The sequence below is a fragment of the Lagierella massiliensis genome, assembly GCF_001407835.1.
Taxonomy (GTDB): Bacteria; Bacillota; Clostridia; order Tissierellales; family Peptoniphilaceae; genus Mediannikoviicoccus; species Mediannikoviicoccus massiliensis.
On sequence record NZ_CYUO01000005.1, the window covers coordinates 986,737 to 1,006,314 of the forward strand.

At 32.6% G+C, this 19,578-nt stretch carries 17 protein-coding genes and 1 other annotated feature (1 of these 18 only partly in view); of the genes, 2 read left to right on the forward strand and 15 right to left on the reverse strand.

What is annotated here, in order from left to right; translation table 11 throughout:
* Window positions 1-68 (reverse strand) — a binding site (T-box leader); it reaches 112 nt to the left of the window's first position.
* Window positions 69-106: 38 nt separating this feature from the next.
* From BN2746_RS08350 to BN2746_RS08410, 13 genes are all read right to left on the reverse strand, one after another.
* Window positions 107-715 (reverse strand): MBL fold metallo-hydrolase, encoded by a 609-nt coding sequence (locus BN2746_RS08350; RefSeq protein WP_055079327.1) that lies wholly within the window; start codon window positions 713-715, stop codon window positions 107-109.
* 8 nt (window positions 716-723) lie between these two features.
* Complete coding sequence (gene dtd, locus BN2746_RS08355) at window positions 724-1,176, reverse strand: D-aminoacyl-tRNA deacylase (RefSeq protein WP_055079328.1); 453 nt, start codon at window positions 1,174-1,176, stop codon at window positions 724-726.
* A complete protein-coding gene (locus tag BN2746_RS08360; RefSeq protein ID WP_148445414.1) occupies window positions 1,176-3,329 on the reverse strand; it encodes a RelA/SpoT family protein in 2,154 nt (717 codons plus the stop codon). The genes dtd and BN2746_RS08360 overlap by 1 nt, the downstream gene beginning before the upstream one ends.
* 64 nt (window positions 3,330-3,393) lie before the next feature.
* Window positions 3,394-5,124: a single-stranded-DNA-specific exonuclease RecJ gene (gene recJ / locus BN2746_RS08365; protein ID WP_055079329.1), complete on the reverse strand. Its 1,731-nt coding sequence runs from the start codon at window positions 5,122-5,124 to the stop codon at window positions 3,394-3,396.
* A gap of 55 nt (window positions 5,125-5,179) precedes the next feature.
* Window positions 5,180-5,500: a preprotein translocase subunit YajC gene (yajC, locus tag BN2746_RS08370; protein WP_055079330.1), complete on the reverse strand. Its 321-nt coding sequence runs from the start codon at window positions 5,498-5,500 to the stop codon at window positions 5,180-5,182.
* 11 nt (window positions 5,501-5,511) lie between these two features.
* On the reverse strand, window positions 5,512-6,633 hold the full coding sequence (gene tgt / locus BN2746_RS08375; RefSeq protein WP_055079331.1) for a tRNA guanosine(34) transglycosylase Tgt: 1,122 nt from the start codon (window positions 6,631-6,633) through the stop codon (window positions 5,512-5,514).
* Between the two features lies 1 nt (window position 6,634).
* Window positions 6,635-7,666: a tRNA preQ1(34) S-adenosylmethionine ribosyltransferase-isomerase QueA gene (gene queA, locus BN2746_RS08380; protein WP_055079332.1), complete on the reverse strand. Its 1,032-nt coding sequence runs from the start codon at window positions 7,664-7,666 to the stop codon at window positions 6,635-6,637.
* Between the two features lie 7 nt (window positions 7,667-7,673).
* Entirely contained in the window at window positions 7,674-8,681 is a 1,008-nt protein-coding gene (gene ruvB / locus BN2746_RS08385; protein WP_055079333.1) for a Holliday junction branch migration DNA helicase RuvB, read from the reverse strand.
* A 5-nt stretch (window positions 8,682-8,686) separates the two neighbouring features.
* Window positions 8,687-9,277: a Holliday junction branch migration protein RuvA gene (gene ruvA, locus BN2746_RS08390; RefSeq protein ID WP_055079334.1), complete on the reverse strand. Its 591-nt coding sequence runs from the start codon at window positions 9,275-9,277 to the stop codon at window positions 8,687-8,689.
* Between the two features lie 4 nt (window positions 9,278-9,281).
* Window positions 9,282-9,776, reverse strand: a complete 495-nt coding sequence (gene ruvC / locus BN2746_RS08395) for a crossover junction endodeoxyribonuclease RuvC (protein ID WP_055079335.1) — start codon at window positions 9,774-9,776, stop codon at window positions 9,282-9,284.
* Window positions 9,777-9,841: 65 nt separating this feature from the next.
* Window positions 9,842-10,567, reverse strand: coding sequence for a hypothetical protein (locus BN2746_RS08400; RefSeq protein WP_055079336.1), 726 nt, complete (start codon window positions 10,565-10,567; stop codon window positions 9,842-9,844).
* Window positions 10,568-10,591: 24 nt separating this feature from the next.
* Window positions 10,592-11,224 (reverse strand): zinc dependent phospholipase C family protein, encoded by a 633-nt coding sequence (locus tag BN2746_RS08405; protein WP_077064947.1) that lies wholly within the window; start codon window positions 11,222-11,224, stop codon window positions 10,592-10,594.
* A gap of 80 nt (window positions 11,225-11,304) precedes the next feature.
* On the reverse strand, window positions 11,305-11,745 hold the full coding sequence (locus BN2746_RS08410; RefSeq protein WP_055079338.1) for a macro domain-containing protein: 441 nt from the start codon (window positions 11,743-11,745) through the stop codon (window positions 11,305-11,307).
* Between the two features lie 62 nt (window positions 11,746-11,807).
* Here BN2746_RS08410 and sfsA point away from each other — a divergent pair, with 62 nt between their 5' ends.
* Complete coding sequence (gene sfsA, locus BN2746_RS08415; protein WP_055079339.1) at window positions 11,808-12,521, forward strand: DNA/RNA nuclease SfsA; 714 nt, start codon at window positions 11,808-11,810, stop codon at window positions 12,519-12,521.
* Window positions 12,493-13,683, forward strand: coding sequence for a tRNA(Met) cytidine acetate ligase (locus tag BN2746_RS08420; protein ID WP_055079340.1), 1,191 nt, complete (start codon window positions 12,493-12,495; stop codon window positions 13,681-13,683). The genes sfsA and BN2746_RS08420 overlap by 29 nt, the downstream gene beginning before the upstream one ends.
* A 153-nt stretch (window positions 13,684-13,836) precedes the next feature.
* Here BN2746_RS08420 and srtB read toward each other — a convergent pair whose 3' ends face one another.
* Both srtB and BN2746_RS08430 read right to left on the reverse strand, forming a co-directional pair.
* On the reverse strand, window positions 13,837-14,589 hold the full coding sequence (gene srtB, locus BN2746_RS08425; RefSeq protein WP_055079341.1) for a class B sortase: 753 nt from the start codon (window positions 14,587-14,589) through the stop codon (window positions 13,837-13,839).
* 20 nt (window positions 14,590-14,609) lie between these two features.
* On the reverse strand, window positions 14,610-19,562 hold the full coding sequence (locus tag BN2746_RS08430; RefSeq protein ID WP_055079342.1) for a G5 domain-containing protein: 4,953 nt from the start codon (window positions 19,560-19,562) through the stop codon (window positions 14,610-14,612).
* Window positions 19,563-19,578 lie beyond the last annotated feature (16 nt).

The following is a 19,578-nucleotide window of genomic DNA, read 5'->3' on the forward strand; positions in this document are numbered from 1 at the left end:
AAGATTTCACCAAACTCTTCCTCTCTGAAAAATATTTTTAATTTACTCCTCTTCTTCAACGTAAATATCAAATTTATAGAAATATTATCATATTTTAATGGAAATATCAAATTAAAAATTGATTGTATTTCTTTTCATCTCCAATGGTACTGCTTGAGTTATGTCCTGGATAAACTATCAAGTCATCATCCAATAATTTTATTTTTTCAAGTGAATTTTTCATATCTTCAGAACTACTTGTAGGAAGGTCTGTTCTTCCTATGGAGTTTCTAAACAAGGTATCGCCTGTAAAAAGATTTTCCCCAATTTTAATACATTGACTTCCTATGGTGTGACCTGGTGTATATATAAATTCTATTTTGTGTTCGTTAAAATAAGCTTCTGTATCTTCATTTACATAAAAATCCGCCTCTAAACTTATATCTCCATACATTGTAGAACTTAAATTCAAATTTGGATTAAGCAATAATTCTTTTTCTTTTTCGTGGGCATAGATAGGTGTGTTGTACTTAGCTCTAAGTTTTTCACAAGAGGCTATATGATCTCCGTGGCCATGAGTTAAAAGAATCTTTTCAAGTTTTAAATCCCTGTTTTCAATCAGATCCACAAGTGCATCAAATTCATATCCTGGGTCAATAATAATTGCACCATCACCTTCGATTAGAATATAAATATTTTCTATAAGTCTTCTTGTTTCAATCTTTAATACTTCCATATTCACTCCTAATATATTTTGCTACTGTCCAGTTGAATTGTAACAGGTCCGTCATTAATAAGCTCCACCTGCATGTCTGCAGCAAACTCCCCAGTTTCAACCTTTAGACCAGTTGCTTCCCTTAATTCTTTAACAAACTCTTCATAGTATTCATTTGCTTTCTCATGTTTGGCAGATTCTATAAAGCTTGGTCTATTTCCACGTCTTGCATCACCGTAGAGGGTAAACTGGGATACAACCAAAAATTCTCCACCAATGTCTTGAATGGAGAGGTTCATCTTACCTTCTTCATCTTCAAACACACGAAGCTTTGAAACTTTTTTGAGAATATAGTCCATATCCTCTTTTGTATCCTCTTCATGGACCGCAAGAAGAATTAAAAACCCCTTGGAAATTTCGGAAATTTTCTCCTCTTCTACAGTTACAGAAGCTCTTTTTACTCTTTGTATAACTGCTCTCATTATGCTGTCACCCTATAAACATCCAATGTTCCCTTTATACTTCTAAGTGCTTGTAGAATGTCCTTCACCTGTTGAGTGTGACTTACTTCCACAATTATATTTATAGTATATGTCTTATCCTTGTTCTTTATAACATTCATTCCCTTTGTATCTGTACCAAGTTCTGATATCTTAGATGTCAAATTCGCCAAGTATCCAAATCTATCAAATGCAATAATCTGAATTTCAACATTATAAGTTGACTCATCATCAGCATCCCAATACACATCTATAAGTCTATTTGGATCTATGTTTGATATATTGGAGCAATCTTTTCTATGAACTGAAACTCCTCTACCTCTTGTAATATATCCTACAATTTCGTCACCTGGAACAGGGTTACAACACTTTGCAATCTTGATTTGAATATTATCTACACCTTTAAGCACTATTCCATGTTCTGAACTTTCAGGAACATTTCTTAATTCTATCTCTGGCTTCTCTTCTTCAGCTTCTTCAGTTTTATAATATTCTCTATGAAGTTCTTTTAATTTAGGAAGTATCTGTGTTAATGGTGTAGTTCCAAATCCTATTGATGCATACATATCATCAAGAGAATTAAATTTCATCCTCTCCATTACATTAATAAGCCAATCTTCTTTTAGAATTTCATTAAAAGTATAACCTTGCTTTCTAACTTCTTTTTCAAGCATATCTCTACCTTTAATGATATTGCTGTCTCTTTCTTTCTTTTTGAAATACTGTTTAATCTTTTGTCTTGCTTGAGATGTTTTTACAATCTTAAGCCAGTCCATGCTCGGTCCCGACGAAGTTGTTGAGGTTAAGATCTCTACAATATTTCCAGTCTTTAATTTATATGTCAAAGGTACAATTCTTCCATCTACTTTAGCACCAACACATTTATTTCCAACTGCAGAGTGGACTCTATAGGCAAAATCTATTGGTGTAGAACCTTCTCTAAGTTCAATTACATCTCCCTTTGGAGAGAATACAAAGACTTCATCAGAAGTGAAGTTCTCTTTAAAGGAATTAATAAACTCCCTTGAGTCAGACATGTCCTTTTGCCATTCCATAAGTTCTCTAATCCAAGCAAGTTTTTCATCAAGAGAAGATTTCTTCCCACTTGTTCCTTCCTTGTACTTCCAATGGGCTGCGATACCATATTCTGCAGTCCTATGCATTTCATAGGTTCTAATCTGCACTTCAAATATCTCTCCACGAGGACCAATAACAGTGGTGTGAAGCGATTGATATAGATTTGGTTTAGGCATAGCTATATAGTCTTTAAATCTACCTGGAATAGGCTTCCACAGAGTATGCACCGCACCAAGAACTCCATAGCAATTCTTAATACTATCAGTTATTACCCTTACTGCAGACAAGTCAAAGATTTCTTCAAAAGCTTTGCCCTGTTGATACATCTTACGATATATACTGTAGATACTTTTAGGTCTTCCACTTATCTCTCCAGTGATTCCAAGTTCTTCCATTGCCAAATTCAAAACAGAAATTATATCTTGAATAAAGGATTCTCTTTCTCTTCGTTTTAGTTTTACCTTTTCAACCAAATCATAATATATTTTTGGTTCTAAGTACCTTAAACTCAAATCTTCCAGTTCCCATTTAACAGTACTAATACCAAGCCTATGAGCTAATGGGGCATAGATTTCTAAAGTTTCTGTCGCCTTTTCTATTTGCTTTGTTCTCTCCATGTATTCAAGAGTTCTCATATTATGAAGTCTATCCGCTAATTTCACAATTATAACTCTGATATCTTTAGACATCGCCAAGACCATTTTACGAAGATTTTCAGCTTGGTTTTCTTGTTTGGACTTATAATATATTTTATTAAGCTTTGTTACACCTTCAACCAAAAGTGTAATCTCTTCGCCAAATATTTCAGACAGTTCTTCGTTCGTTATTGCAGTATCTTCAATTACATCATGTAAAAGTCCTGCAACAATTGTCTCGTCATCCATATTTAAATCCGCTAATATATTTGCAACTGCAACCGGATGTATAAAATAAGGTTCTCCTGAACTTCTAAACTGACCTTCATGTAATTTTTCAGCCAGATCATATGCTCTTGTTATAAGTTCTTTATCTACATCTGGATTATAAGATTCTATTTTTTGAAGCAAATCATCAAGCATTTTACACATCTCCATCGCATTAAATAATACCATAATATTATCATATTTTTATTTAATATTCAATTTAACGAAGATCTAAGATTCTTACTTGAAGATTCTTATTTCCCATAAATTCATTTATGTCAGGATAGTAGATTATATCTATAAAAGGATTTTTATTATTTGCCTTTGAAGAAACATAATCGTATATAACTTTTATCTTTTCCTTGTTTGAAAACATAATACCATCAAGCTTTCTTCCCTTGGCCTTCAGTTGAAGTTTTAAAGTGTTTTCATTTTTGCCAAGAATTTTCATATCAAGCACTTCAATATTTCTATCTCCAAAAACAGGCTTTGGATTACCTGCTCCATAAGGTTCCAATTTGTTAATAAGCTCCACAATTTCAAATGTTATCTTGTCAATATAGAGCTGACTGTCAATGTACTTTTTAGGAATCAAGTCTTCTTGTGTAAGTTTTGAAGACTCTAATAGACTTGAATAGAACAACTCAAAGTTCTCTTCATATATTGAAAGACCACATGCCATTGGGTGTCCACCAAAGGACTTTAGCATCTCTTTATATGGAAATATATTTTTATACATATCGTACTCTGAAATGCTTCTTCCAGAGCCCTTTAATACTCCTTCGTCACTTGCTGAAGTAAATACTATTGTTGGTCTGTTATAAAACTCTTTAACACGTCCTGCAATTATACCTGCCAGGGACTCATGAATCGACTTTTCACACACTAAGATGATGTCTTTTTTATAAAGCTCCTCGCTTTCTACCTTTCCCATAACAAGCTTTACTCCATCTTCTGTCAAAGCTTTTCTCTCGTTGTTTAACTCTACAAGCCTCTTTGCAAGTTCATCAATTCTTTCAAGATTTTCTTCCAAGAATAATTCTATGCCAAGGGTTGCAGTGTCAAGTCTTCCTGCCGCATTAATACATGGACCAAGTATAAATCCTATCTTATATACATCAATGCTCTCTTGTTCAAGCTTTGTCTCTCTAATAAGTGCTTTTATACCATAGTTATTTGTCTTGTGAATTTTTTTAAGTCCTTCCATTACAAAAAATCTATTTTCATCTAAAAGTTCTACAATATCCGCAACAGTACCCATAGCAACATATTCAAGAAGGTCCATTAAGTAGTCCAAATCCCCATCTATTTTTAAGTAGAGTGCATGCATCAACTTAAATGCAACACCTGCACCACAGAGCTTTTTAAATGGATAGTTACAATCACTTCTGTTTGGATTTAATACTGCATTTGCTTCTGGAAGTATATCCATACCATTTTCATCTTTTGTCACTTGATGGTGATCTGTTACGATTATATCCATTCCGAGTTCTCTTGCAAATTTCACTGGTTCAAAGGAACTTATACCATTGTCACAGGTTATAATTAAATCAACCCCATCTTCCTTGGCATTTTCTACAATTCTCTTTGAAATTCCATAGCCATCTTCAATTCTATGGGGTATTGCATAGGATAAATTTTCAGTAAATAATAATAATCCATCCATTAATGTCATAGTAGAAGAGTTCCCATCTTGGTCATAATCTCCAACTATTCTTATATGTTTATTTAAATCTATTGCTTCAATTAATATCTCAACAGCTTTGTCCATATCCTTCATCAAAAAAGGATCATGCATTGAGTTTTCATAAGTTGGATCTAAATACTTTGGTATATCTTCATAGCAAACATTTCTATTTGCAATAATTTTTGCGAGAACTTCATTTATATTAAAATCTTTTGCAATTTTTTTATATTCCTTATTTGCTGCCTTAATTAACCACTTATTCATTTTCCACCAAAAAAAGATAAGTTATTTTAAAAATATCTTATCTTTCCCTTTTTATTTATTTAACTTCTTCTTTTTCTTCTTCAGTTTCATTTTTAACATTAGCATCGCTTGTAATAACAGTACCTATTGCAGATTTTACAAACTCTAATTTAGTCTTTGAGTTTGAACTTTCAATTACTACAAAATCATCTCCGATTTTAATTATTTTACCTTTGATTCCACCGATTGTAATGATATTGTCTCCTACTTTAAGATTTTCTCTCATCTTATTAACTTCTTTTTCCCTCTTTTGAGTAGGTCTAATCATAAAAAAGTACATCGCTGCAAAGACAATTACCATAAATCCTATTGAGCTAATTATTTGTTGTTGTGGCATATTCTCCTCCTTTACTTATGGTATTCATAACCATATTTTTCATAAAATTCATTTTTATACTCAAGGAAGTTATCCTCAAGAATTGAATTTCTAATATTATCCATCATATTTATTAAAAATGATAAGTTGTGAATTGTCAATAGCCTTGCACCTAATATTTCATTTACATTTAACAAATGTCTTATATAGGCCTTAGAATAGTTTCTGCATGTATAACAATCACATTCACTATCAAGTGGACTAAAGTCATTTTTGTATTTTGCATTTTTCATGACAACTCTTCCATGGCTTGTAATTGCTGTGCCGTTTCTTGCAATTCTTGTAGGTAGTACACAGTCTGCCATATCTACACCAGCTTCAACAGCTTCAAAAAGATAATCAGGGCTTCCCACACCCATTAAGTATCTCGGTTTGTTTTCTGGCATAAATGGAGTTGTATAATTTAACATTTCAATCATAAGCTCCCTTGGCTCTCCTACAGATAGCCCCCCGATTGAGTATCCAGGTAAGTCAAGTTTTGCAGATTCTATTGCAGAAAACTTTCTAAGATCCTTGTACATTCCACCTTGAACAATTCCAAAAAGTGATTGCTTTTCGGTGTTTTTGTGATACTCTTTACATCTCTCAAGCCATCTTAAAGTTCTCTCAGTAGAATGTTTTATATAGTCATAGCTTGATGGATATGGTGCACATTCATCAAATGCCATCATTATGTCAGATCCAATGTCATTTTGAATCTCCATGGACTTTTCTGGTGATATAAAGTGTTTTGATCCATCTATATGGGATCGAAATTCTACGCCTTCTTCATTAATAATCCTATTTTTATTTAGACTAAATACTTGAAAGCCACCAGAGTCTGTAAGTATTGGCCTGTCCCAGTTCATAAACTTATGAAGTCCACCAGCCTGTCTTAAAACCTCTTGCCCAGGTCTTAAGTATAGGTGGTATGTGTTTCCAAGTATTATCTGAGCTCCTATGTCCTTTAACTCCTCTGGAGTCATCGTCTTAACTGTCGCCTTAGTCCCAACGGGCATAAACACAGGTGTTTTTATATCACCATGGGGAGTGTGAATTACACCTGCCCTCGCCTTGGTATTTGACGATTTTTTTTCTATTTCATAACTAATCATACTAATCCCTCTTTATAAACATTGCATCGCCAAAGGAGAAAAATCTATATCTTTCCTTTACTGCAATATCATATGCCCTTAAAATATTTTCTTTAGTTGAAAATGCTGACACAAGCATTAAAAGTGTTGACTTTGGCAAGTGAAAGTTTGTAATTAAACTGTCTACAACTTTAAATTCAAATCCAGGATATATAAATATATCAGTCCAACCGCTGTCTTCTCTAATATCGCCATGTTTTTTATAAACCGACTCGAGTGTTCTAATGCATGTCGTTCCAACGGCAATTATTTTTTTGCCATTTTTCTTAGCTTCATTTATCGCATCCGCTGTGTCCTTAGGCATTATATACATTTCAGAGTGCATGTTATGCTTTTCAACATCATCTACTTTAACAGGTCTAAAGGTGCCAAGGCCGACATGAAGAGTGACAAATTTTACAATAACGCCCTTTTCTTCTATTCTTTTCAAAAGTTCCTTCGTAAAGTGTAGACCCGCAGTTGGTGCCGCAGCTGACCCTTCGTGCTTTGCATAGACCGTTTGGTATCTCTCTTTATCTTCAAGTTTTTCAGTGATATATGGTGGAAGAGGCATATTACCAAGTTCATCTAAAATCTCTTCGAAGATTCCTTCATATAAAAACTTTATAAATCTATTCCCTTCATCATTTATATCAACAACTTTACCTTTCAAAAGGCCATCACCAAATGTTATGTTAGAACCAAGTTTCATTTTTTTTCCTGGTTTTACCAAAGTCTCCCACACATCATCTTCTTCTCTTTTTACAAGAAGGACTTCTATCTTCTCATCTTTATCTGGTCTGTTCCCAAAAAGTCTTGCTGGTATAACCCTTGTGTCATTAAGCACAAGTACATCTCCTGGTTCTAAATAATCTACAATATCATAAAATCTCTTGTGTGAAATTTCTCCACTTGTTCTATTCATGACCATAAGCCTGGACTCATCCCTATTTTTCATGGGATGTTGAGCTATAAGATCCTCATCTAAATCAAAATCAAAATCATCTGTTTTCAATAAACCACTACTCCTTGTACTCTATTCCAAAATGTTCGAAAGCTCTCTTCGTAACCATTCTACCCCTACTTGTCCTGTTTAAGAATCCTATTTGAAGTAGATATGGTTCATAAACATCTTCTATGGTTATACTTTCCTCTCCCGTTGATGCGGCAATGGTATCAACTCCAACAGGACCTCCGTTGAAGTTATTTATTATAGTTAAAATTATCTTCTTGTCTACGCTATCAAGTCCTAAGCTGTCCACTTCAAGCATATCAAGTGCAAGGTTTGCAACATTCTTATCTATCTTTCCATCATATAGAACTTGTGCGTAGTCTCTAACTCTTTTTAAAAGTCTATTTGCAATTCTTGGAGTTCCTCTACTTCTTCTTGCAATTTCTAAAGCACCTTCTTCATCAATTTCAACATCCAAAACACCTGCAGAACGTTTAACTATTTTTGCCAAGTCCATATTTGAATAGAGCTCAAAGTTTAATAGGACTCCAAACCTATCTCTTAAAGGAGAAGTCAACTGTCCTGCCCTTGTAGTTGCTCCAATCAATGTAAAGTGTTCCAAGTCTATTCTCAACGATCTTGCTGAAGGTCCCTTGCCAACGATTATATCGAGAGCAAAGTCTTCCATTGCAGGGTATAACACCTCTTCAACGGATCGATTGATTCTGTGAATTTCATCTATAAATAAAACGTCGTCCTTTTGTAAATTGGTTAAAATAGATGCCAAGTCAGAAGGCTTTTCTATTGCCGGTCCACTTGTGATTCTAAGGTTTACTCCCATCTCATTTGCAATTATATTCGCCAATGTGGTCTTCCCAAGTCCTGGTGGTCCATGAAGTAAAACATGATCCAATGCCTCTTCTCTTTCCCTTGCAGCTTTTATAAAAATTTGAAGCTTTTCCTTTGCCTTGTCTTGACCAATATATTCTCCCATCCACTTAGGTCTTAAAGAGTTTTCAATGACTTCATCTTGGGAAATAAAATTTCTCCCAACTATTCTCTCGTTAGAATCTTCCACGGATATCACCTCTTACTCTCTAAATTCTTCATTGCAAGTTTAATCTTATCTTCCAATCTCAAATCTGGATCCATTTTTCTCAATACCTTCTCAACATCATTCTTTACATATCCAAGATTGATTAGTGCTTCAAGTGCAAAATTGTCGTCATCATCAAATCCATTATCAACTTCTTTGGTAACAGGTTTTTTAAAATCTTGTCCAATTTTATCTTTAAGCTCTAAGATAATCCTTCCTGCAGTTTTTTTACCAATTCCTGGTGCTTTTGTTAAAAGCTCTATGTCATTGTTGTGAATAGAGTATTTAATATCATTCGCATTCAAGGTTGAAAGTAGTCCTATTGCAACCTTTGGACCTACAGACGAAACTTTTATAAGAAGTTTAAACAAATCTAACTCTTCCTCAGTTGCAAATCCATAAAGGTAGACCCCATCTTCCCTTACAATATACTCAGTATATAACTTAAAAGTCTCATAGGTATTTAACTCTGCAATTGTACTTGAAGTCGTAAAAATTCTATAACCTATTCCATTGTTTTCAACTATAATCTCATCTTGTAATATAGATTTAACATCTCCAATAATATATGCGTACAATCTTTTACCTCACTTCGTATAAATCTTTGAACTTGTTACTAAAACAGTGACAAATTGCAATAGCAATAGCATCTGCTGCATCATCTGGCTTAGGTATATGATCAAGTCTAAGTAAGTTTTTAACCGACTGCTGAACTTGAAATTTATCCGCTCTTCCATACCCTACAATACCCTGTTTCACTTGAAGAGGCGTATATTCATAAACTGAAAGACCATTATTAATACCAGAAAGAATTTCCACACCTCTTGCCTGTGCCACGGTTATGGCTGTTTTAACATTCTTATTAAAAAAAAGTTCCTCTATAGCCATGTCCTGTGGTTTAAATTCCCTTATAATATTTTCCATCTCCGTATATATAAATTTAAGTCTTTCCGTAAGTGGAGACGTAGATGATGTAGTAACACAACCATATTCAATTAATTTAAATTTATTGTTTTCAAAATCCAAAATAGAATATCCAACTATAGCTATACCTGGATCTATTCCTAAAACTCTCAAAAATAACACCTCATTATAATTTTACCATATAATTATATGACAAAATAAAAAGAGGGTAACCCCTCTTAGTATCTACTTAGAACTCTGTCATTAACTCCATACCATATAGCTTCTTTACTAAGGAATTTGATTGAGCGCATATAAGTTTTTAATAATTTATCAAATAATAATTCCAGTTCTTTTAAAGTTATAAATCTTTCTTCTACGATATATGTGTTAACTCCATCAAAACGAAAGATTAACTGCTTATCTAAGTATTTGTTTAAATAATATATCTTATCCTTAATTATCTTATCAAAAAATTTTCTTACAAGTACTTCCGTATTCTCTTCAAAATCCTTGTACTCATTTAAATTATCTACAATACACTTTTTAACTTGTCTCGTTTCTTTATCCTTGTAAGTATGAAGTAACTTTTTCTTACCTTTGATGTCCTCACCCGGAATTTTAGTTAGTATATAATTCTCCGCCATATTAACAGAATGTAAATCTTCATATCCTAAAGAATACGCTTCAAGATAGATTGCAAATTCAAGTCTGGAAAGGTCATCATTTAATATTTTGACTCCCGCAGCTTTTATTTCATCAACATCTTCTCTGTCAATAAAAAACTTTCCCATAGCATTATAAGCCCTTTTTGTACAGGAATACTTTGGCCTTAACGTGTTACATCTATACTGAGATTCAATGACAGAAAGTAAAAGGTATAAGGAGTCTAAGTCATCTTTATATAGAAATCTCGACTTTAATTCGTCTTTTAACTTGTCTTCTTTTTTTCTAGCAAGATGCATAGTCCCTCCTTTTAATTTTTTCAATTAGAATACAAAAGAGTACCTCAATTCTTTTTCTGTTGCCAAAGCTTCTGCAACTTCCAATATGAAACAAGACATGTTAAAACTTAAATTAAGTGCAAAGTCTAAGTCCTGCCCAAAGGATACCTTCTTTGAATATTCTCTTTCTACCTTATCAATATAATTAATTACCAATTCTTTAAGATTAACCGTTTCAGATTTAAATAAGTCTATCGGCTCCAATTCAATAACATCTTCTGTAAAATAATGAGATTTAGCAAATTTATTTAAATCTTTTTCATATTTACAATGTTCTCTAAAAGAATTATCAAAAGTCATGTTCTCTTTATGTGGCAAACACATATAGTCACTTAAAAAATGGCTAATAACTCCAAGCTTTTTAGAGAAGTATTTTTTCTTAAACCTATCTAACTTTTTAAAGTCAAAAATTTTAGACAGGTAGATAAGACTAACTATTTCATTTACCAAAAAATCTATACTATATTCTTTGTAATGTCTCACAATCTTATACTGTGGCAATATATCTGGAGATATAGCTCCCCAAGCAAGCCATTTTCTATTTAATTTAATATTATAATCCCTTTTTAGATTATCACAAAGTTTATTTGCTATTATAATATGAGTATTAGGTAAAATAGTATTACTTCCTTTCCTTTGTTAATTTTAAATTAACTACTATTAAATAGTACCAAAATCAATTGTAAAAGTCAATTGAACTAAGCAGATAAAAATACTACTAAGTCCTCAAATTTATACTCATCATCCCGTAAAACCCTGTTTAAACATTCTATATAATACTCTCCATATCTCTCCTTAAGATAATTTAAATTTATTGAAATTGACTCTAAATCAAGTTCCTTTGCCAATTGTACAATCTTGTCAAAAGTATTTTTGAATAAAATTTTATTTATTTTAGATTCGATATCTTCAGGAAGAACAGTTAAAAAAATATATAGCTGTTTTAAATCAAATCCAGGAATTACCTTTACATCTCCCGTAGCAACACCTTGAATTTTTGCCAATGGTTTCAGTACTCTATCCCCAGCATTATCTATTAATATATCTGCATTTTCATCTAATAATGCATTATCTGAAAAAAATACAAGTGCATCAGATTCAATTTCAAATATATTTTCAAAAGTAATTCTAATATCCATACAACCACCTTTATTTTTTTTAGTATATAATAAACATAGTAGAAAATCAATAAGGAGTTTTAATGTATACTAATATATTCAAAGGGATTTTTATAAAAAGATATAATCGTTTTTTAGCTCTTGTGTATGTAAATAACCGTTTAGAAACTGTTCACATTAAAAACACTTCAAGATGTAGTGAAATATTTCTTCCAGGAACATTATGTTATTTAGAAAAATCTTTAAATCCAAATAGAAAAACAAAATATTCTTTAATCTCTGCAGAAAAAAATGGTATGTTAATCAATTTAGATTCACAAATACCAAATGAAATAATTTATAATGCAATTGTTGAAGGTAAAATTCTATCTAATCTAAAACCAACAGAAATAAAAAGAGAAGTGAAATATAAATCATCTCGCTTTGATATATCATTTTTTTCCGAAAATGAAAACAAAGAATACTTTCTTGAAGTTAAAGGTGTTTCCCTTGAGAAAAATGGAATTGTAGCTTTTCCAGGATCTCCCACAAGTAGAGGAAAAAAACATATGGATGAACTTGTAGAGGCAGTTAAAGAAGGATATGGAGCTATAGTTGTATTTTTAATACAAATGAAAAATGTTGATTTACTCATACCTAACTACAACATGGACAAAGATTTTACTAACGCACTAATAAATGCTAAGAAAAATAACGTATTAATTATGGCATATGATTCTTTAGTAACTAAAGACAATATTGAACTCAATAAGGAGGTTCCTGTTAGCTTTGAAGAAAAATATCGCAATTATTTCTGAATATAACCCATTTCATAATGGGCATATACATCAGATTAAAGAAATAAAAAAACAATATCCTGATTCAAATATAATCTCTATAATGTCTGGTAACTTTGTACAACGTGGAGAACCTGCTATTATAAATAAATATGAACGATGCAAAAATGCTATAGATTCAGGTGTGGATTTAGTTTTACAAATTCCTACAATTTTTTCCCTGCAGTCAGCTGAAAACTTTGCCCTTGGTTCATATAATATCTTAGAAGACTTAAAGGCAGTAGATATACTTTCTTTTGGAGTTGAAACCGATAATTTTAATAATCTTTTTGAAGTTGCCAAATATCAATATGAAAACAGAGAAAAAATAGAAAAATTGATTTCAGAACATATGAAAAGCGGCAAATCCTATCCTAAGGCATATGAATTAGCAACTAAAATATTTCTTACAGGAGAGCAGGAAGATATTTTTCAATCAAACAATATTTTGGCATTGGAGTACATTAAAGCTAAATTAAAAAATAATTCTTCTATAGAACTACTTCCAATAAAGAGAAAAGGATCTTCCTATTTAAGTGTAGATTATGAAAAAAATCTACAGCCTTCAGCAACCGCAATTAGAAAGATGGCAGTAGAAGGTAGATTTGATAGATTAAAAAAATTCGTTCCCTCTTCAACTTACAATTCATTAAAAGATTTGAGCTACGAATTTAATTACTACAATATCATAAAATATCATTTTCTTATAGAAAATAGAAATCATAGCAACATTACTGGTTACGAAAAGGGAATTGATGATATGCTCATTAAAAATTTAAAATCAGCTAAAACTTACGAGGAGTTTATAGAAAACTCAAAAAGCAAAAGATTTAAAGAAGGAAGAATTAAAAGATTTATTCTAAATAGCTTACTTAATATAGAAAAAAATTTTGTCGATGAAGCTATAATTTCTCGTTCTAAGTTTGTAAATGTGTTGGGATTTAATGAAAATGGAATAAAAATATTAAAACATGTAAACGAAAATTCAAATATTTCTTTAATAGTAAATAAAAAAGATTTCACCATAGAAGATGAACTTTCAAAAAACTTATTTAAACTGGAAGAAAAAGCTACAACTCTTTACAATATAATTAGTGGAGAAACCAAGTCGGAGTATGAGTATCTTCCAGTTGTTAAGAAATAGAAAGTATGGAAATTTTGTACTAAAGGATTAGAGAGATTCTTCTCCGGCACAAGATAACTCCTATCATCTTATACTTAGAAAGCACAAACTAATTAAAACATAACAAGAAAACAATACACTCAAAAAAACGGCCATATAGCCGTTTTTTCTACATTACTTTTCAATTTTTACCAATTTTGCTTGAACTACCATCCTATCATCTATGTCTGAACATGTTGATAAAGTTAAAATTTTATCGTCTTTGTTAGGTAGTTGTCTATCTAAAAAATTCTTTTCCTCTATTCTCGATATGAATTCTTCAAAATCTTCTTCATCATAAGAAGGTAATCTATATTCTTCATACTGATTTGCCTCGTATACTGCAAATATTTCATATGTGAATCTTCCTTCAAGACTATCTATTATAATATATGGATTGTCTTCAACATATTTTTCATCCCTATATTTATTAAGTGGATTAAACACATGTCCAGACTTTACATTATGACCATATAATATGGTGTTTTGATCTTTAAAATCAATAGAGTTTACACAGTCCATAAAAACTGCACCAAAAGGATGATAATTTCCCTTATAGTCATGGTTTAAATAAAAAGAATTATCTTTTCCCTGAACTACAGGAAAGTCCATTTCCAAATTGTCAATTAAAATCCTGGCTTTAATCTGTGGATAGTTTTTATTAAGATCTCTAACAAAGAGGATTGCAGATTTTATTTCAGAATCTTCTTCCTCTTCATTAGATTCTTGAATATTTTCTTTTAAACTATTATCTCGTATCTCTTGATAATCTTTATCCACTTCCTTATAAGATTTATTATCCTGTTGATAAAGATAAATCTTATATCCACTCCATAATAGTACCAGTATAAGAAGGACTTGGATGATACTTATAATTTTTCTCTTCACGTAGTCCTCCCTATAAAGTTTTATTCTTCATCATCCTCTTTTTTCTTTTGTAAGAACGCAAGAGCTGATGCTGCTATAGCTACTGTACTTATATATCCTGCAACTCCTGGATCATAAGTTTGAGGAGCCTTTGACTTAGCATTAGTTTTTGAATTAGTTTTGTTAGAACTTTGATTTCCTGATACTGGCTTGTTTGGTGTTTTATCTCCTGGTTTACCTGGTTCATTTGGCTTATTAGGCTTGTCTTCACCTGGTTTTTCTGGAGTTTTACCTGGTGTGCCTGGTTTATTTGGATCTTTTTCTCCTGGCTTTTCTGGATCCTTTGGATTTTCTCCACCTGGTTGTTCTGGATCCTTTGGTTCAGATGGTTTTGTTGGTTCTGTTGGATCTGTTGGGTCTGTTGGATCTGTTGGATCTGTTGGGTCTGTTGGATCTGTTGGGTCTGTTGGGTCTGTTGGGTCTGTTGGGTCTGTTGGGTCTGTTGGGTCTGTTGGGTCTGTTGGGTCCACTGGTGGGATTTCACAAACATTTTTAGTTCCAACTCTTATTATCTTATCTTGTTTTTCTACAAGAGTTTCTGTATCTCTGGAAACTTCTTTACTGTTTTCTATTTTTACAGTAGTCTCTGTCTTTCCTACAATACCTTCTTGAACAAGTACAGTCTTACCAGCTTCAAGGTCTGGATCTTCTATAACCTTGATATCATAAGCTTCTTCACTTTCAAAAACAAATTCGCCTTCAGTTTTAGAACCATATTCTACAATTTTATCCACTGGTTCAACTCTATCTTCTGTTACTTCAAGTTTACCAGTTTCCTTATTAAAGGTAATAGTATATTTTACAGAACCCTTGGAACCTTCTTCAATGACTTTTTCTTCGCCTTCTTTAAGTTCTGGATTGTGTTTATATATTGTATTATTACCAAGTTCAGTTTCTTTAACAACTGGTTTTACACCAATTCTAACTACTCTATCTTCTTTTTCAATAATGGTTTTTGTAGTTTCTGTTGGATCTCCAACTGGTTTAGAGTCTTTAACTTTTTGAGTAATAGTTACTTCTTCCTTACCTATCTTACCTTCATTTACAATTTCTTGAAAACCAGCTTCAAGATTTTCATCATAGATTATTTTAGTTTCATAAGGAATTTGTCTTTCAACAGTTTTAACAACTTCACCTTCAGTTGGATCAGCAGGTTTTTTACCTACTTTAACAATTCTCTTAACAGGATCCTTTGTTCTTACAGGGTCTCCTTCTTCTGATTTAACAATCTTACCATTTTCTATAGTATGAGTTACTGTTATTTCCTCTTCACCAAGTTTACCTTCTTGAACAACAACTGTTTTACCTGGCTCTAAAGTTTCATCTTCAATATACTCTATTTCAAATTCAACAGCCTTTGTCTTCTTAGTTTCGAAAGTACCTGTAAGATCTTTTTTTCCAACTTTAATAACTGCATTTACCGGATCTTTAGTTACTCTTTCATCAGGTTTTCCTACCACTTTAGAATCTTTAATAGTCCATGTAGTTGTCTTTTCTCCAGGTTCTCCTTCTTTTACAATCTTGTAGTTGTCTTTAGCATCCGGATAATTTGTATAGAAGTCTAGATCATATTCTACAGTATATTCAAATGGTATTTCTTCTGTGTGTTTTACTTCGCCATCAGTTGCTCCAGGTCCTACTTCTATAACTCTTGTTACAGGTTCTTCAGTTATTTTATAATCACCAACAACTAATTCGCCTTTTTCACCATTGGTGTATTTTTGAGTTACCTTTCTTTCTTTAGAACCATTTTTACCTGGAGTTATTTCTTTAATTTCATTTGGTGCAAGCTTTGGATTAATTGTAACCTTTGTTTCATAAGGAATTACTTCCTTATCGGTATATTCAAACTCTCCAGTATAATCTTCAGTACCTACCTCAATTATTTCTGGCTTAGGTTCTTTGGTTCTTTCTGGGTCAGATGTTTTTACTACTTTAGAATTTTCAATAGTAACTGTATATTTTTCTTCTCCTGGTTCACCCTTTTGGATTACCTTGCGTTCATCTTTTTTAAGTTTAGGGTTTACTCTAATTTCAACTCCATAAGGAATTATATTAGTGTATTCGTAAGTTCCTTCAGTTTTTGAACCAACTTTGATTATTTTCTTTTTCGGTGCTTGAGTTTCTTCAAATTTGCCTTCTTCGATATTTGTAACTTCACCATCTTCAATTGTTATTTTATTAGTTCTGGTTTTTTCCCCTGGAACACCTTCTTGAATAACTTCTTGTTCACCTGGTTTTAAAGTGTTGTCAAATTGGATTTCAACTTCAAATGGAACTTCAACTTTTTCTTCAATATTATAAGTGCCATCCTCAGTTCCTTCGCCAACGTGAATTAGGCGTTCTTGAGGTTCCTCTATAACATCTTCATCGGTTTTTGTTACCTTAGAATCCTTTATAGTAAAAGTTACTTCCTTAGATCCCTTTTTACCTTCTGTTATGACTTTGATTTCACCAGGATCAAACTTAGGATCCTTTTCTACCTTAGTTTCAAAAGGAATTTCTTCAATTTTTTTATAAGTTCCTTCGGTACCTGAAGCCACAAATTGGACTTCTGTTTGTCTTGTTCCAACTTCAATTTGTTGTCCGTCTTCAAGTTCATAGTAATGGGCTGTTACTGGTACGTTTAGTAAAGCTCCATCAATTTCTTTGCCTTCTTCTGCATTTGGTACTGTAGCAGTTACTGTACCTGTATCTTCATCAATTGTGACATTCCAAGTATTACCTTCGTCATCAACAAAGGTATTTGAATCAATGGTAAATTTAGTTGGTCTTCTGTTGTATGTGTCTTCTTCGTTTAGGATAACATCTGATGAAAGCACATCTCCAGATTTACCAGCCTTGGCATTATAACGAGCAGTCATGTTTGCTTTTTCTTTTATAACAAAGTAAGCATCAACTTCTTCTGTTATATCTTCATCTGGTCTTTGTTCATCTACATAATGTGCTATAACTGGTACTGTTAGCTTTTCTCCACCGTCAAAGTCATCTGGGTTTACAGGCTTAGCAGTTACCGTACCTGTTTTTTCATCAAGAGATACTGTCCATTTATTTCCATTATCATCTGTAATAAACTTGTTTCCTTCTTCATCAGTTTCTATAGTATCTGGAAGAGTATAGTGGTCTGGTTTTATCCTCTTGTCATCATCTTTAACTGTTGCAGGTGATGTTTGCTCTCTTGTTGGGAAGTTAACCTGTGTTTCATATTCTGGTTTTATATAAGTTGACTCTTGAACAACAAAGTGGAACCAGTGAACATCAGTAGAGCCGTTAGTATAGGTATATTTTGCAGCTATAGCCACAAAGTCTCCTGCCTTGGCCGATGCTGGAGGAGTTACAGTAAACTTAGAAATATCATCAGCATCATAGTCTACCTTCCACTTGTCTTCTTCTTTCTTTCCTTTATTTTCTTTTTCAATAAAGTCTAATATAAGTTCTCCAGAAGCTTCTCCTCTTTCATGAGCACCATTCATATCTTCGGCTGACTTGTCGGTATCTCTTGGATTATCTGGTTGAACGATTTTAATTTCAAAAGGTTCATCTGGTTTTACAGCTGATGAAGTTATCTTTGTAGTATCTTCACCATTGCCGTCTTCAAACCTTTGGTCATAGTACATAGTGTCATCAAGGTTAATCTTAAATTCACCTATTATGTTGTAGTGGTCATAACGGGCAATACCTTGTTTGTCTATTGTTACAGATTCACCCTTGTGATTAATTACTTCTGTGCCGGCACCTGTTGGTGTGTAATAATCTAAGCCTTCATACTGTGCCGCAACAGCAATTTTTCTAAATTCTTGTTCTGTTCTTGGGCGGGTAAAGAATTTAACATCTAAACTTTGAATATTTTTGTATCCAGCTTTGCTAAAGATAGAATCTTCATTGATTATAGTCTTGCCATTTTCGTCCTTCTTTAAGGCGCCTTCTGGCATTTTCACTACAACCATATCATTTTCATCTATATATGCTTCTGCGCCTGGGACAACTTTGCCTGAAACTGGATGGTATACTTGACCTACTAACCTTTCTCTTGCGTTATCATCAAGTTTTTCTACTTTTATTCCAGTATTAATAGTTTGACCTTGGACAAATTCTTTTTTGTCATAATTTCCATTTAGATATATAAGATCAAGCTGGTCATTTTCATTTGGCCATGGGTTGACTGTAAAATTGAAAGCAGCAGAATCTCCCTCGGTAGACTTGAGACCATTAGGATTGTCTTTTGTGTAGTGACCTTCCCATGCCATGACTGTATTCTTGATGTCTATACTATTGATATGCTCAAGATCTTTTTTATCAGTATAAAGATTTAAATTTCTTAACGCACGACCAGATGCAGTAATATCAATCTCTGATTCAGACTTATAATTAACTTCTTTAAAGCTGTCATCAAGTTTTTCTCCTAAATCTTTTGAAGGAATAGTACCAGCTTTAAGTACTGTTCCTAAGTTACCAGTGTTAGTAAAGCTAAAGTCAGTATAGGTTCTTTGACCCTCATCTCTATCAAATTCAATCTCGAATCCCCAAAGTGTTTTATCATCACTTGTAGCAGATGGTTCGAGGGTCTTGTAGCGAAATCCATCTATAAACCTATCCATATCAGTTGGAGGAGTATATATGGCAGCTGGACCATTTCCTCTCTCCAATTGCGTATCTTTATATTCTCCTACATTTTTTTCATCATTTAAATAATTTGGATCGTCTGACTTTTGTGGTGCTTGTAGTGCTTGAAAATCTTTTTCTTCCGAAATTTCTATTCCATCACCAGTAGCTGTACCCATCTCTTTGGCATATGAGCCAACTGATGTCAACAAGATCGAAAGTCCTAAAAACACAGAAACAAATCCAACTTTTAGTTTACGCATGTTGTATTTGGGTTTTGTGTTTGCAGATTTTTTCTTTTTATCATCTATTATCTTCTGTAATTTTTCCATTATCGATTTCCTTTCT